The sequence below is a fragment of the Pseudomonas sp. RAC1 genome (assembly GCF_030658255.1).
In the GTDB taxonomy this organism is placed as follows: Bacteria; Pseudomonadota; Gammaproteobacteria; order Pseudomonadales; family Pseudomonadaceae; genus Aquipseudomonas; species Aquipseudomonas boreofloridensis.
Genome location: NZ_JAUTXS020000005.1, coordinates 1 through 14,781, shown reverse-complemented (window position 1 = coordinate 14,781; position 14,781 = coordinate 1). Strand labels below are relative to the sequence as shown.

General features: G+C 62.4%; 10 protein-coding genes and 1 rRNA gene. 3 read left to right on the top strand and 8 right to left on the bottom strand.

Annotated elements, in window-relative coordinates:
- Positions 1-115, top strand: a 5S ribosomal RNA gene (rrf, locus tag Q7C30_RS00530).
- A gap of 67 nt (positions 116-182) precedes the next feature.
- On the opposite strand, the gene Q7C30_RS00525 is transcribed toward rrf, so the two are convergent.
- The 6 genes from Q7C30_RS00525 to Q7C30_RS00500 all read right to left on the bottom strand — a co-directional run bounded on the left by Q7C30_RS00525 (position 183) and on the right by Q7C30_RS00500 (position 7,776).
- Positions 183-650 carry an SRPBCC family protein gene (locus Q7C30_RS00525; RefSeq protein ID WP_317870244.1) on the bottom strand — a complete coding sequence of 156 codons (468 nt, stop codon included), beginning with the start codon at positions 648-650 and terminating at the stop codon, positions 183-185.
- A gap of 33 nt (positions 651-683) precedes the next feature.
- Positions 684-4,115, bottom strand: coding sequence for an amino acid adenylation domain-containing protein (locus Q7C30_RS00520; RefSeq protein WP_317870243.1), 3,432 nt, complete (start codon positions 4,113-4,115; stop codon positions 684-686).
- A gap of 10 nt (positions 4,116-4,125) precedes the next feature.
- Positions 4,126-5,055, bottom strand: a complete 930-nt coding sequence (locus Q7C30_RS00515) for a diiron oxygenase (RefSeq protein ID WP_317870242.1) — start codon at positions 5,053-5,055, stop codon at positions 4,126-4,128.
- Entirely contained in the window at positions 5,052-5,828 is a 777-nt protein-coding gene (locus Q7C30_RS00510; RefSeq protein WP_029614631.1) for a DUF3050 domain-containing protein, read from the bottom strand. The genes Q7C30_RS00515 and Q7C30_RS00510 overlap by 4 nt, the downstream gene beginning before the upstream one ends.
- 599 nt (positions 5,829-6,427) lie before the next feature.
- The gene (locus tag Q7C30_RS00505; protein ID WP_317870241.1) at positions 6,428-7,012 is read right to left on the bottom strand and encodes a thioesterase domain-containing protein; all 585 of its coding nucleotides are present in this window, start codon (positions 7,010-7,012) and stop codon (positions 6,428-6,430) included.
- 71 nt (positions 7,013-7,083) lie between these two features.
- Positions 7,084-7,776, bottom strand: coding sequence for a GntR family transcriptional regulator (locus Q7C30_RS00500; RefSeq protein WP_317870240.1), 693 nt, complete (start codon positions 7,774-7,776; stop codon positions 7,084-7,086).
- A gap of 204 nt (positions 7,777-7,980) precedes the next feature.
- Between Q7C30_RS00500 and lapG the strand changes: the two genes are divergently transcribed.
- Complete coding sequence (gene lapG, locus Q7C30_RS00495) at positions 7,981-8,742, top strand: cysteine protease LapG (RefSeq protein WP_317870238.1); 762 nt, start codon at positions 7,981-7,983, stop codon at positions 8,740-8,742.
- A gap of 9 nt (positions 8,743-8,751) precedes the next feature.
- Positions 8,752-10,698, top strand: a complete 1,947-nt coding sequence (lapD, locus tag Q7C30_RS00490; protein ID WP_317870237.1) for a cyclic di-GMP receptor LapD — start codon at positions 8,752-8,754, stop codon at positions 10,696-10,698.
- Positions 10,699-10,737: 39 nt separating this feature from the next.
- Here the strand turns inward: lapD and Q7C30_RS00485 are convergent, their stop codons facing one another.
- Together Q7C30_RS00485 and Q7C30_RS00480 are read right to left on the bottom strand one after the other, a co-directional pair.
- Positions 10,738-11,079 carry a tryptophan synthase subunit beta gene (locus Q7C30_RS00485; protein ID WP_317870245.1) on the bottom strand — a complete coding sequence of 114 codons (342 nt, stop codon included), beginning with the start codon at positions 11,077-11,079 and terminating at the stop codon, positions 10,738-10,740.
- Positions 11,080-11,235: 156 nt separating this feature from the next.
- Positions 11,236-14,781, bottom strand: a 3,546-nt coding sequence (locus Q7C30_RS00480) for an immunoglobulin-like domain-containing protein (protein WP_317870236.1), incomplete at its 5' end; no start/stop codon positions are given.

Sequence of the window (14,781 nt, the reverse complement as noted above, 5' to 3'; positions counted from 1 at the left end):
TTGACGACCATAGAGCATTGGAACCACCTGATCCCATCCCGAACTCAGCAGTGAAACGATGCATCGCCGATGGTAGTGTGGGGTTTCCCCATGTGAGAGTAGGTCATCGTCAAGATTCATTTCGCAAAACCCCTATCTGCGTAAGCAGGTAGGGGTTTTGTCTTTCTGGGGGATCTGTCAGGTCAGGTCAGCAGATTACGTACGTTGCCCATCGCCTGATCGGCAAAGCCCTGCAAGAAAGCCTGGAATTCCGGTAGCGCCTGCGGTCCTCCTTCCCAAGGTTCTGCCTGGATAGTCCAAGTCGCTCGGCTGGATTGGGCGTCAATGTGCTCGACCTGCATGGCTGCCCACAAATTGCCGATATTCAGGCTGGTATAGATCAGGCTCCACGTCATGTGCATCGCTTCGTCATCCCGCGAGTTCAACTGCTCGATCACCACATGACCGTCCTTGAACAGCTTCTTGCGTACCGAGCGCACTCCGCTGCCGGTCATCTCGATGTGCGAGAGGGCCGGGATGAACACTGGAAAGCCGGCGAAGTTGCCCACCATGCTCCACACAGCGGAGGCCGGTGCGGCAATGTCCACGCTGGAGACCACCAGGCAACCTTGTGGATTGCGAATCAGGGTATCGGGCTTGAGTGCTTGCATGTCGTATTGCTCCTGTTGTGATAAAGCGAAGAGTCAGAGAAAACCGATGTCGCTGAGGTAGCGGCAACCGCGTTGCAACAGCGCTGTGTCCTTGACCGGATAGCACGCGCCCATGCGTCGCACGCCCTCTCGGGCATTGCCATGTTCGATACCGGCGATATCGCCGATGTCCTCCTCGAAACCTTCGAGGTAGAAGCCCAGCACGTCGAACAGCGCGTTGTCGCGATCGACCCGTCCCAACTGACGCTGCCATTGCGCGACATCGACCACATCGAAGGCGTGGCCCTGTTCCCGAAACGCAGCCAGGTAGTCCTGCCAACGCAGGGGCTCGGGGTTGTGCAGATTGAAGACACAGTGCCCAGGCTGGTACCGGCTGCTGTGAAAGGCGATGAAGCGGCTGAGGAAGTCCACCGGCATGAGGTCGAAATCGATCTCCAGGTGGGGGGCCTGACCCAATTGCAGTGAACCCTTGAGCATCAGCATCAAGCGATTACGGTGTGGCTGACAGACGCCATTACGACTGTCGAAGGTGATGTTGCCAGGCCGGAACAGATTCACCCGTACGCCCGCCTCACGAGCACGATGCAGAATGCGCTCGCCAACCCATTTGCTCAGGTTGTAGCCATTACGCAGATAGATGGGCGGCGTGACGGCCGGGTCTTGTTCCAGTACACGTCCATCACCGCTCACCGCGCTGCAGGCTGACAGTGTCGAAACGAAGTTGAAGATCTTCTTGCGCCGTCCTTCGCACAGCCGCAGGCATTCGAACAGCGGTTCGATGTTATCCACAGCCAGTGCCTGATAATCCAGTACGTGATTGACCTGAGCTGCGTTGTGCAGCAAGGCACCGAAGTTCAGATCAAGGTCGTCGTAATCCGCCTCGCCAAGCCCCAATCGCGGGTGGCGCAGATCCGCGGCAAGCACCCGCACCCGTGTCAGGTCGAAGTCCAGCTGGTTATCGCGCATGGCTTGGGCAAAGCGTTCGTTGGCCGTCTGCTCAGCGCTGCTGCGCACCAGGCACGCCACCTCCGTAGCTCCCCAGTCGAGCAGCGCTTCGACCAAGTGGACGCCGAGGAAACTGTTGGCGCCGGTGACGATGACCTTGTGCACATCGCCCATGGCCTCCAAGGGCAGCACGTGCAGATCCAGCGGCCGATTGGCGTCCTGCTCCAGGCGGTCCAAGCCCGCGTCGGTCCCCCCCTCTTCACCGTCGAGCAGCGCCGCCAGCCGTTGCAGCGTCGGCTGCTCGATGAAGCGGTTGATGGCAACCCCGCAGCCAAACAGCTGACGCACCTCCAGCAACAGCCGGGAGAGCAGAATGGAATGGCCGCCGAGGTTGAAGAAGCTGTCGTCCACGGAAATGTCCGCCTCTGCCAGCTCCAGCAGTTCGCTCCACAGCACCAGCAGGCGCTGCTCGGTGGCGGTACTGGGGCCGACCCGTGCGCTGGGAGGCAACGCCAGCGGTCGCGCCCGTAAGGCCTGGCGGTCGACCTTGCCGTTGGCCGTGAACGGCATCCGCTCCAACACCTGATAGAACACTGGGCGCATGTAATCCGGCAGATGCGCTTCGGCGTGTTGGCGCAGCGCTGTCAGGGCATTCTGGGCAGCGGGCTGCGCCATGAACGCCAGCACCCGCCGCTGCTCGTCGATCACTACCACCAGTTGCTTGTACAGTCCGCTTGCACGCAGACAGTGTTCGATCTCCTCCGGCTCGACGCGAAAGCCGCGGATCTTCACTTGGTTATCGAGTCGCCCACACAGCTCGATACCGTGGTCTGTCCATTTGCCGATATCCCCCGTGCGATAGGCGCGCAAAGCACGGCCGTCTGGCAGGTCGAGGGTGACGAACCGTTCTTGGGTGAGTGTCGCATTATTCAGATATCCCAGACCGACCCCGGGCCCGCAAAGGTAGAGTTCGCCCGGCGTCTGCTCGACGACCGGTTGAAGATGCGGATCGAGGATCAGCACCTGAGTGTTGGCGATCGGCTTGCCGAGGTTTCGGTTGCTCGTACCGACAGCGAACACCCGGGTGGTCGCCAGCACAGTAGTTTCGGTCGGTCCGTAGATGTTGTGCATCTGGCACTGCTGGCTGTAGCGCGCGATCACCTCCGGCTCGCAGACATCGCCTCCCGTCACCAGGTGCCGCAGACCCAGAGGCGCGTCACTGGGCAGGATGCTCAACAACGCGGGTGGCAGAAATGCATGGCTGACCGCTTGGCTGTGGATAAGTGTGACCAGCCGCTGTGGATCACGGCGGTGCTCCTCGTCCGGAATCACCAACTCCGCGCCGCTGGCGAAGGTGGGCAGGATATCCAGCAGCGAGGCGTCGAAGCCGATGGTGGAGAACTGCAATACACGACTGTCGGCATCCAGTTCGACATGCTCGCGATACCAGGCGATGAAGTGCAAGAGGTTGCGCTGGCTGAGCAGCACGCCCTTGGGCTGCCCGGTGGTGCCGGAGGTGTAGATCGCCACGCACGCGCGGTCTGGCTCACCAGGACGTTGCTGCAGCGAAGGCACGTCCGCCCGCTGGGTCGACGACAATCGGCTTACATCCAGCGAAGGTAGGGCTGTCTGCACCGTGCCATCGTGCAGCAGCACCTGCGCGCCGGCGTCCTCGAGAATGCGTCTGCGACGATCAGCGGGGGTTGCAGGGTCCAGTGGCAGATAGATAGCGCCGCAACCCAGCACGGCCAGCAGGCTTGCATAGAGGGTGGGTGACTTGGCCATGCACACACCGACTACCGCAGGCTGGTCAGCGTGTTCGGGCAGCAGCGGCAACAGCGCCTGCTGCACTGCCGCGGCTAGCCCGTGCAATTCGCGATAGCCAATACGTTCGCCATTGCTATTGAGAGCGGGTCTCTGCGGCGCTTGGCGCAGGCCTTGCTCCAGGTACTGCATCAAGTCGCCTTCAGCCTGCTCCAGCAGGTCTGCGCGCTGTGTGCGGTTGAAGGGGTGATGGAAAGCCAGCGACTCCAGCCACTGCAGTCCATGCTCGCGCTCATGCAGCCCAGCCAGCGCTGTGGGCATCTCGCGAAGCGCACAGGCATCGCGGGCCAGTCGGGTGCTCAGCAGGGTGACCTGCTCGGCAATGACCTGCAGAGCCTCTTCGCGCACTTGCTGGCCATTGCCTGAAACGGGTGCCGCCAGCGCCACCCGTGCGATCAGACGCTGCGCCGTGGCGCTGCCATACCAGCACAGCAGCTCGAGTGCGGGCAGCGTAGCCGCGTGATGGGTGCCCAGTCGCAGCCTCAGCAGAGGCGCATCGACAAGGCCCTGCCAGTCGCTGGAGGACAGCGCCAGGCTGCCATCGTCCAATACCAGCGAGTGCGTTGCGTTCAGCGCCTGACGTAGCGCCGCCGGGCTTTCGGCCAGCACGCAGGCATGGCCGTGATCGTCGAGCATCTGCGCCAGTGCGTGCAGCGCCGGGCTGATGCCGACCAGAATGATGTTGAGACGTCGCATGCGCAGCTCCTCAGGGCAGGTAATCACGCAGGGCGTCCTGCACACACGGCGACTCGAGCATCGAGCTGCCGCGGAAAAAGCGCAGGATGTTGCCCAGCAGCGGATGCTGGTGATTGATCGGATAGGCCAGGCCGAGCACTTCCTCGCGCAGCGCCTGACGCAGGTCTTCGCTGATGGGCAAGGCCTGGATCAGGCTGAAGTCGAACGTCTGCTGGATCTCGTTGGTCAGGTACTGGCCGAGGAACACCGGCAGCACGTGGGCGATGGCTTCGCGCTCGTGTTCAGGCGCGGCCTGCCAGTAGATGCGGGTCAGACGTGCCCAGAAGCTGGAATGACGCCCTTCGTCGAGCAGGTGATCGGCCATCAACCCTTTCACCGAGGGCTTGACCGTGTCGTCGCGGGCAAACGCTGCGACGTCATCGGTGAGGGTGTTCTCGGCGATACCGACGCAGATCAGCTCCAAGGCATCGCGCAAGGACGCCGGTACCTGGGCCAGCGCTGCGGGTATGGCGCGGCTGAGTTCGATCTCGCCAGGCAGGACGATGGGCTCGATGCCGGTAAGGGCGATGGTCTGCTGCAGAAAGTCCATGGCCACCAGCGCGTGATAGTCCTCATCGACCACCACGGTCATCGCGTCATAGCGGCAGGCGAACGGAAAGCGCACGGCGAAGTGGTCCTTGGCGATGCGCCGGGCGGTGCGATCGACGATCTCGGTCTCGAAGATCACCACATCGTTGATGAACTTGTAGAGGCTCTGCACCAACACGAAGTCGCGCAACTGCGGGCAGCCTTTCTGGAAGGTGGCACTGAGCACCAGCGGTTGGCGACTGAGGGGATAGATCAACCGCTGGTCGTCCTCGACCCGGCGACGCGGCCGCGTGCGGATGGTGGCGCGCTCTTCCCAGGCCTCGGCGAAGGAACGGTAGTCCAGCGCATTCATGGCAGCACCTCACCGGCTGGCACCTGCAACGAAGCGCGCAGACGGTCCCACAGCGCGGTACGACTCTGCACGGCAGTGATGGCGGCCTCGTAGACCTCTTCCTGACGCTGTGGGTCGCCATCGACCAGGCGCGCCAGCAGTTGCTCAGCCGCGGGACCATGGTCCTCGGAGTCCACCTCGATATGCCGTTGCAGGTAGTAGCGGAACGTCGGCGCTTGGGCCTGGCCAATACCCCATTCATCGAGGATCTGCTGGAACATCGCTGGAATGACGCTCTCGCGGCCATGCAGGAACGCGGCGGCCACGCGGTGCGCTGGAGCGTGCAGGGCCACGTCGAGGGTATCGCTGACGAAGCGCCTGGCCGCCTCGCTGGCGCCTGAACGTTGCAGCGCGGTGAGGTAGTCCACGCCTTGCTGCTGCAAGCTGACGAAGTGTTCGATGGCCTGCGTACTGGCCCCGACCTCGCGCATGGCGTCGAGGTACAGTTCGAAATGACTGTAGTGGCCATGTTGCAGGCGGTCATCGGACTCTTCACCGAGCACGATCTCGTTGATCAGCCGTGCCGCGGCGGGATCCGACGGCGGCAGCCAGGGCAGGCGGACACAGGTCAGTTCCTGTTGCAGACGTTTGGTCAGCGACATGAAATCCCACACGGCGAAAACATGGGTTTCCATGAACCGTCGCAATGTTTCGAGCGAATCGATCTCGGAAAACAATGGGTGCCGGGCGAGGGCGCTCTTATGGTTGGACAGGGTGCTGTTCAATGGGCTCATCACAATTATTCCTCGTGGAAATTAGGCGCTTAGTTACCGTGCCGTTACAGCCATTACAAAGTCTGGGCGAACGAGTGCCTCGATCTAAGTTCGATGGCTGAGCAGTCTCGGTATAGCCGGCGGACCATGAAGCATGCGGCCTGCAGCAGGCCAGGCAAGTTCCAGGGGTCGGCGATGAAAAGTTAGAACAACTTCAAAGTTGTCGGCAAATGTTTTTTGAAATAATTTTTGGGAGTGGGGGTGTTGAAAAATGGGAGCCCGTATAAAACTTTTTGAGAGTTTTATTTAATTAAGCAGTGCCCCTTCCGATAACTAAGATCAGAAAATTAAAGTTGAGTGAATGCCTCACTCGGAGCACTGGTAAAGGTCGTTGCGGGCGTGTTTCGCTTTACGGGGGCGGCTGATCGCCATGCGGCCCTTGCCCCGATATCAGACTCCTTCTGCGGGTGTATGGAAGGCCTGCGACCGGGCCCCGAACAGGGCGATCAGCAGTCACGGCGTGACTAGAGTGGGGGTAAACGGCGCGCGCTGCCACGGCCTTTGGCAGCACACTCGGGAAAATCCTGCCAACGCGAGGCGATTACGCCGTGTGTCAGGGTTCAGAAGCTCAATAAGCCGAGGTGCGTGTCGAAGATTCGCACGAGCCGTTGATCCACATGGGAAGGGTCTGCCGAAGCATCCGGTAACTCGATGAGCTCCAGCTCCCGCCGGACGAAAGCGTGCCAGCCGAGCATTTGAGAGAGTGAGCCGGCGGGATAGAGAACCGTCATCGGCACTTGGATGGCGCTGATGCTGGCCCGAGGTTCGGTAGCCCTCGGGCTGTCACAGCTCGAAACAAACAAATGACGAGTCTGCCCAGGGTGCTCGCGCTCTGCCAGTTGAGTGAGCTCGAAGGCCAGGTGCGCGCCCAGACGCTGACCAAAGATGGCATGCGGTTGGCTGAGGTAAGGGTGCAGGTGGTCGGCCAGGGTACGGGCTAGGGGCGAAGGGCCCTGCTGGAGGTCGCTTGGCGCGCAGTCGGCGTGGCGCTGGACATCGACCGCGATCAGCTCGATGGGGTCGCTCAGGGCATAGGCCCAGGCTCGATAGCGTTCCAGGTGCTGCGGGCTGCAGGCCAGGCAGATGAGGCGGACTTGCGCGGATGACCCGCTGTCTTCGGGGGCTGGTAGGTTCTGGACGTGCACTGTCTGTCCTTCATCCCGAGGTGTGCCGGGCGTGATGACCGTTAGGGCTTGCGGCCGTCGCGGCTGAGAATTCACTTGGCGGCTTGCGAGCTCAAGTAGCGTCTGATGGTCTGCGCTGCGGTGTTCAGGTGTTTTTCCAGCACTTCGACGGCCTGTTCCACCAGCTTGTCATTGGCCGCATCCACCAGGGCGATGTGGTCATCCTGAGTGAGCTTGCCCAGGCCCATGGCCGAGAGGTGAAAACGCAGGAAGCGCTCTTCTTCGTTGAGTTCGATCTCGATGAGACGCAGCAGCTTTTGATTGGAGGCCTTGCTGTACAGCGTCATGTGGAACAGGCGGTTGAGTCGGCCGATTTCGGCGTGCCGGGTTTCTTCTTCCAACTGAGCGATGTAGCTGCGGGCAAGTGCGATATCGGCGGCGTCCAGGTTGGGAATGGACTGCCGAAGCGCCTCGGTTTCCAGAAGTACGCGCAAGTTGTAGGTATCGACGGCGTCTTCACCGATCAGCGGGGCTACCACCGCGCCCTTATGCATCACCACCTTCAGCAGCGATTGCGCCTCCAACTGGCGCAGCGCTTCGCGCACCGGCATGCGGCTGACCCCGAACAGACCTGCCAATTCTTCCTGACGCAGTGCGGTGCCCGGCGGCAGGCGACCATCGAGGATGGCACTGCGCAGGCGCTCTTCGATAACGCTGCGGGCAAGATGAGCGGGTACTTGCTCATTACCCAGCACGGAGCTTAGGAGTCGGATTTTCTCGGCCACGCGGAGTCTGCCTTGATAATAGCGATGATTGGATCCAATAACCCTAGTGATCAGGGTATGCACTTGTCAAACCGAGGCGATGGGCTGCTGCGGCGCTGGAGTGCAGCTATCGTGAATGAAGTCGCCAGGCAAGGGAAGTCGGCCCGTTCCTGATCGGCAGTTGGCAAATGCCGGGGCATCGGCGTCCAGCGCCGTGATTGTAAGGTGCCATTGTCTTTTACACGGGTAAGCCGCACCATCGCGGCTTTCGTCTGTTCTGGAAAGGTGTTCGCAGTGGCGATACCTGAAGTGCTCAAGCAGCTCGTGCATCGCCTCGGCCTCGCCGTGCTGGTAGGCTGCCTGCTGCTGGGCGGCCTGCACGCCGATTGGGATTTCGCCCAGATCAGCCGCCGCGCGGAGCAGTTGTACGGGCCGCTCGGCGCCGGACAGGGGCGCATCGATGCCTGGCAGCGTTTGATGGCGACCCAGAATCAGGGCAGCGAGCTGGACAAGCTGCAGGTGGTGAACCTGTTCTTCAACAAACAGATGCGCTACGTGGAGGACATCGACCTGTGGCATGAGGTCGACTACTGGGCCACCCCGGTGCAGTCGCTGATCAAGGGCGCGGGCGATTGCGAAGACTACGCCATCGCCAAATACTTCAGTCTGCGGCGCATGGGCATCCCGGCCGACAAGCTGCGAATCACCTACGTCAAGGCGCTGCGGCTGAACCGCGCGCACATGGTTCTGACTTACTACGCCAGTCCCCAGGCTCAGCCGCTGGTGCTGGACAGCTTGATGGACTCGATCAAGCCGGCCAGCCAGCGCAACGACCTGCTGCCGGTGTATGCCTTCAACGGCGAGGGCCTGTGGATAACCGGTGCCGCCGGCAACAAGAAAGTCGGCGACACCAAGCGCCTGTCTCGCTGGCAGGACGTGCTGAAGAAAATGCAGGCCGAAGGGTTCCCGGCCGAACCGGTCTATTGAGGAGCACAGATGTCACTGTTCAAACAATTGCTGCTTGCCATATGCCTGCTCCTGACTATCGCCTTCAGCGGCAGCTTCATGGTCAGCCTGGAAAGCTCGCGCACCCAGTACGTCAACCAGTTGCGCTCCCACGCTCAGGATGCCGCGACCGCGCTGGCCCTGTCATTGACCCCCAATATCGACGATCCGGCCATGGTCGAGCTGATGGTCAGCTCGATCTTCGACAGCGGCTATTACTCGAGCATCAAGGTCGTGGACCTGGATTCCAACGCGGTGCTGGTCGAGCGCCATGCCGAGCCCGACAGCAACGGTGTGCCGGCCTGGTTCATCGGCCTGATCGGACTGGAGCCTGCCGGGGGCGATGCCATCGTCAGCCGCGGCTGGCAGCAGGCGGCACGGGTCGAGGTGATCAGTCACCCGATGTTCGCCTTGGCCAAACTGTGGCAAAGCGCCCTGGGCAGCCTCGGCCTGCTGCTGCTGTGTGGCGTGGTGAGTGCGATCCTCGGCGCGCTGTTGCTGCGTCGCCAGCTGCGCCCGCTGGATTACCTGGTGGCGCAGTCCCACGCCATTGCCCGGCGCGAGTTCCTCAGCTTGCCGGAATTGCCACGCACGCCTGAGTTTCGTCGGGTAGTGCAGGCCATGAACCAGATGGTCGAGAAGCTGCAGACGCTGTTTACTGAGCAGGCCGAGCGCAGCGAAAAGCTGCGGGTCGAGTCGTACCAGGACAGCCTCACCGGCCTTGCCAACCGCCGCTATTTCGAAATGCAGCTCAATGCTCGGGTCAGTAATCTGGAAGAGGCGCGCGCGGGTTACCTGCTGTTGTTGCGGGTGCAGGACCTGGCCGGCCTCAACGCGCGTCTGGGTGGCCAACGCACCGACCAGCTGTTGCAAGCCGTCGGTGAGCAGTTGCGGCGCACCTGTGCCAGCTTCCCGGAAACCAAGGACCTGATCACCCGCAGCCGTGGCGGTGAATTCGCCGTGCTGGCGCCAGGCATGGTGCACGAGGAGGCCATTCAACTGGCCCAGGCCCTGGAGGCGACCTTGCAGAGCCTGCATGTGACCGGCGCCAGTGATGTCGATCCGGTGGCCTGCATCGGCCTTGCGCCCTACAGTCCAGGGGATGCGCCGCAGGCGCTGCTCAAGCTCGCCGACGAGGCGCTGGCGCGAGCCGAGAGCCAGCCAGAGCCGGGCTGGGTCTGCCTGGAGCAAGGCGCTGCCGCGCAAGCTGCCGACAGCCATCACGCCTGGCACACGCGTCTGGATCAGGCCCTGACCAACGGCCAGTTCGAGCTGTTCTTCCAGCCGGTCGTGGACTGCCAAGCGCCGGAGCGGATTCTGCACTACAAGGTGATTTCCCGCCTGCACGACGAGCAGGGCGAGGCATTGGCGGCCGGACGCTTCCTGCCCTGGCTCGAACGCTTCGGCTGGATGCCGCGGCTTGACCTGCTGGTGCTGGAGAAGGTGCTTCGGCACTTGCAGAGCCATGGTGAGTCGCTGGCGCTGAACCTGTCTGCCGCGACGCTGGCCGATCCCAAGGCGCTGCAGCGCGTGTATGAACTGCTGGCACAGCATGCGGCGCTAGGACGTCGGCTGACCTTCGAGATCGGCGAGGAACAGTTGCCGGAGCAGGCGCAGTTGGAGAAGCTCAACCGCCGCCTGCACGAACTGGGCTACGGCCTGGCGCTCCAGCGTTTCGGCGGGCGCTTCAGCATGATCGGCAACCTGGCGCACTTGGGTCTGGCCTATCTCAAGATCGATGGCGGTTACATCCGCAGCATCGATCAGGAGCGGCACAAGCGGCTGTTCATCGAGGCGATCCAAGGTGCGGCGCACAGCATCGACCTGCCGCTGATCGCCGAACGGGTCGAGACCGAGGGCGAGTTGCAGGTACTGCGCGAGATGGGGGTGCAGGGGATCCAGGGACAATGGGTGGGTGAGCCTGCGCCCTGGAAGTGATACAGGCCCGGGCCGCATCCGCTCAGGGGGCGGCCTGATTCAGATCAGCCCGCCTTCTTCCTCTTCCTCGATCAGGTTGTTGAGGCTGCCCAGCGCCTTGCGCGCGGAGGCCCGGCTGAGCAACTTGGCCTGGGCGCCCGGCGGCAGGTCGGTGATGCTGAACACGCCCTTGGCGGTCAGCACCTCGATCAAGTCCTCGAGCACACGAATCATGTCCAGGTCGCTCTGCTTGAGCTGCTTGAGACTGGTTTCCACGACATCGTCGGCGAACCACTCCTGGATATCGGCATGGTCGGCCGGCAGCGACTCGGTGTACTCGTCAAACGGGGAAGCTTCTACCCGCAGCAGCTGGCCGTCGGCGTCGCGTTGCACGTAGAACATGGCATCGACCCTCGTCACGATGATTCCTTTTGGTTGTCAGGAGCATAGGCAAAGTTCAGCGGCCTTGCAGCGGCCGACGTGCGAGTATGCCCCGCACGGCGATGACAGGAAAGCGCGACCCCCAGGCGGCGGTTGAAGCCGCCTGGGGTTCACGCATCAGCTGTTGGCGTTGTCGATCTTGATGATCGGGTCCGCACCGGCGATCAACGAGTTGATCGACGAGTGTGACCAGTCCACGCCTTGCAGCTTGATGCTGACGTCGGCGTTGGCCACGCCGCCGCTGGCATTGAGCTTGCCTTCGGAACTGACCTGCAGGGTCGACTCGCCATTGACGGTGGTGATCTTCAGGAAGTTGTCGATGGTGCTGGCCTTCTCGCCCTGCAGCAGATCGCGCAGATCGAGGCGGTCGCCTTCCTGCTGGTTGAAGTCCTTGATCACATCGTTGCCGAAATCGCCGGCCTTCCACACGAAGGTATCTGCGCCGCTCCCGCCGATGAGGATATCGTCTCCCTTGCCGCCGATGAGGATGTCGTTGCCGGCACCGCCGATCAGCAGGTCGTTGCCTTCACCACCGATCAGCGTGTCGTTGCCGGTGCCGCCGAGCAGGATGTCGTTGCCGCGCCCGCCGTCGAGATAGTCGTCACCGCCCTGGCCGAAGAGGATATCGTCACCGTCGCCACCGATCAGGGTGTCGTTGCCGTCGTTGCTGCGCGAGATATCGAACTCGGTGTAATGCTCGGTGACGTACTGATGCATCATCCGGGCATCCACGTCGCCCACGTCAACGCCCAACTTGTTGGCGACGTAGCCCTGGATCGCCTCGACGCCGGTGCCGGGCACCGAATCGAAGGTCACCAGATCACCGAAGATGATGTCGTTGCCGTCGCCGCCGTTGACGGTGTCGGCGCCAGGGTTCATCACCTCGGTGTGACCGAGGATGGCCTCGGCCAGCTTGCTCGGGTCGATGTTGGTCTGCGGCACGCCATCGGAATCGTACGGCTTCAGGTCGCTGGCATTGACGTCGTTGTTCAGGCCGATGGCTTCGACGTTGGACAGGTTCGACAGCAGCTTGAAGGTGTCCTTGGAGTTGGCCAGGGTCGCCGAGTCGGTGCTATAGCCGGTGCCTGAAAGCGACGAGACCTCATAGGTGCCATCGCCTTGGGCATGGATATAGCCCGAGCCGTAGTTGTACCAACTCGACCCGGACTTGTACTGCACGGACAGGAAGCCCTTGGAGTCGATGTCGGCCCGCGTGCTGCTGTCGATCATGCCACGGGAGATCACGTCGCCGATCTTGTAGTTGATCGAAGACAGGTAGCCGTCCAGGGTCGAGCCGGCGTAGCCCAGGTTCGGGTTGGTCTGCTCGTTGGACTGGTAGTACGTCGGCTGACCGTCGGTGATGAAGTAGGTCTGGTTGCTGCCGGTGCTACCGGCATTCTTCAGGCTCTGGAACCAGTTCGCCGTGGTCTTGAAGGCATCTTCGTAGTTGGTACCGCCGCCCGCGCTGAGGGTGCTCAGCTGGCTTTGCAGCTTTTGCAGACCGGCATCGTTCAAGGTGACGGAAACCGACGACTTGACCTGGGTGGCGAAGTCCACGAGCAGGATGTTGACGCTGCCGGACTGCGCACCCTTGACGCTGGCCGCAAGGGTCTTGAACACCGACTCCAGCGATTTCTTCGCCGCATCCACGCCCGAGGCGCCCATGCTGCCAGAGGTGTCGACGATGAAGGCGATGTTGTAGTCCTTGCCCGGCACCACGTGCAGGCCGCCGACGTCGGCAACGATGATGTCGTTACCGTCGGTGCCGGTGAAGTTATCGGCATTGGCGGTCAGGTTGCTGGTGCTGTAGGACTGCGGGTACACCGTGACCTTGAAGGTGCCTTCATTGGTCGCGGTGCTGCCGCCAACGCTCTCGCTGGAGATCGAACTGACCTTCACGTCGAACTGGCCGTTGTAGTAGGCCGGTGGCTTGATCGCCAAGCTGTTGAGGTTCCAGCCGGTGACGTCCACGGCACTGCTGCCCACGGTGAAGCTGTGGCCAGCGTTGTCGCTGACCACCGAGCCTGCCGGAATGCCGCTGAGCTTGACGCTCAGGGTTTCCGAGCCGTCGGTGTCGGTCAGGTTGGTGCTGATGCCCACCAGTTTGACCGGCGCGCCGTTCTCACGGCCTTCGTTGAGCTTGTAGCCGTCGTAGTAACCCTGGCCGTTGCTGCCGTGCAGGTCGGAGACGGTCAAGCCTGCTCCGGTCATCGAACCGAGGTTCGGGTACAGCGGGATGTTCGAGGCGCTCAGGTCCGTTACCGGGCCGTTGCCGACCTTGATGTTGACGTCCAGGCTCCCTGGACCCGCTTGGTTGGCGTTGTAGATCTCCAGGGTGTAGTAGCCGTTGGTGGTCGGCGTGAAGCTGCCGCTGATGGCGCCGCTGGCGTTGCCCCAGGTGGCACCGGCGACGTTTTTGCCGCCGACAACGATCTGCAGGCTGTCGTCCGCCGTGCCGCTGAAGGTGTAGGTCTTGCCGGCTTCCATGTAGATCAGGCCGGACGTTTTCGAACCGGTGCCAGGGCTGACGGTGGCTGCGGTATCGACCGTGGTGACCTGCTCGCTCTTGTTGGCGCTGCCGGAGTTGGCGAACACGTTCTTCAACTGGTCGCCCGTGATGCCGTTGCCGTTGGTGCCCAGGCCGTTGAGGCTATTCCAGCTTTCTTTGGTCAGGCCGATCGACGCGACGTTGTTGTTGCCGATCGACAGGTCAGGGCGGTCGGCGACCGGCGTGATGTCCACCTTCATGGTCACCTCGCTGCCGGTATTGGTGCCGTCGTTCGGCTTGTACTTGATCTGTGCGTAGTCGGCCTGCTGGTTGCCCACGCCGTTGCCGCCATAGCCGTCCACGCCGGACTGGTTCGCCAGCGGCACGAACTTGAGCTTGCCGGCGGTGATGTCGGCCTGGCTGACCGTCTGGTTCAGCGACACGTTGACCCAGGCGCTGCCGTTGAAGAACTTGAGGCTGCCCAGGTCCGGCAGTTTGCTGATGACCACGGCCAGTCCGGTGTTGCCATCGGCATCGGTGACGTTGAAGTCGCCCCACTTGAACACGTAGTCGGTGTCCTCGGTGCCGGTGACGGCGCCGCCGGGCGACTCGGGCATGTGGTCGTTGTCGATGATGGTAGTGGTCACGCTACCCTTGTTCGCGTCGACCTGCAGGTTCTCGAAACCACCCCCGCTGGTGCCGGTGATCTTGACGGTGAAGTTCTCCGAGCCCTCGACGAGTTGGTCGTCGATGGTCTTCACGTCGAAGTTGGCCGTGCTGGCGCCGGCCGGAATCTTCACGGTGACCACGCCGGTGTAGTCCTGGCCGTTGGTGGCGGTGCCGCTGTAGCTCAGGGTGACGGTGACATCGGTCTTCGAAGGACTGGTCAGGGTGAGCGTGTAGTGCGCGGTATCGCCCTCGGTCACCGACGTGTCGCCGCTGATGCTCACCGTGGTCAGGTCGCCCTGGCCGCTCGGTTCGTCGGTCACGGTGGTGGTGAGGGTGTTGCCGCCCAGGGTCAGTTTCTCGAAGTTGTCGCCGCCGGCAACGGACTCGAGCTTGTTGACGATCGGCGCTTGCCCGCCGACGTACACGTCGTCCTTGGCGGTGATGGTCGCGGTGCCGCTGGCGCTGCCCGCAGCGATGTTGACCTTGGTGCCGTCGCTCAGGGTGAA

Excerpts from the sequence above, each read along its gene's own strand:
- Q7C30_RS00520 (WP_317870243.1), bottom strand. The coding sequence starts at position 4,115 with ATGCGACGTCTCAACATCATTCTGGTCGGCATCAGCCCGGCGCTGCAC.
- Q7C30_RS00510 (WP_029614631.1), bottom strand. The coding sequence starts at position 5,828 with ATGAGCCCATTGAACAGCACCCTGTCCAACCATAAGAGCGCCCTCGCC.
- lapD (WP_317870237.1), top strand. The coding sequence starts at position 8,752 with ATGTCACTGTTCAAACAATTGCTGCTTGCCATATGCCTGCTCCTGACT.
- Q7C30_RS00525 (WP_317870244.1), bottom strand. The coding sequence starts at position 650 with ATGCAAGCACTCAAGCCCGATACCCTGATTCGCAATCCACAAGGTTGC.
- Q7C30_RS00515 (WP_317870242.1), bottom strand. The coding sequence starts at position 5,055 with ATGAATGCGCTGGACTACCGTTCCTTCGCCGAGGCCTGGGAAGAGCGC.
- Q7C30_RS00485 (WP_317870245.1), bottom strand. The coding sequence starts at position 11,079 with ATGTTCTACGTGCAACGCGACGCCGACGGCCAGCTGCTGCGGGTAGAA.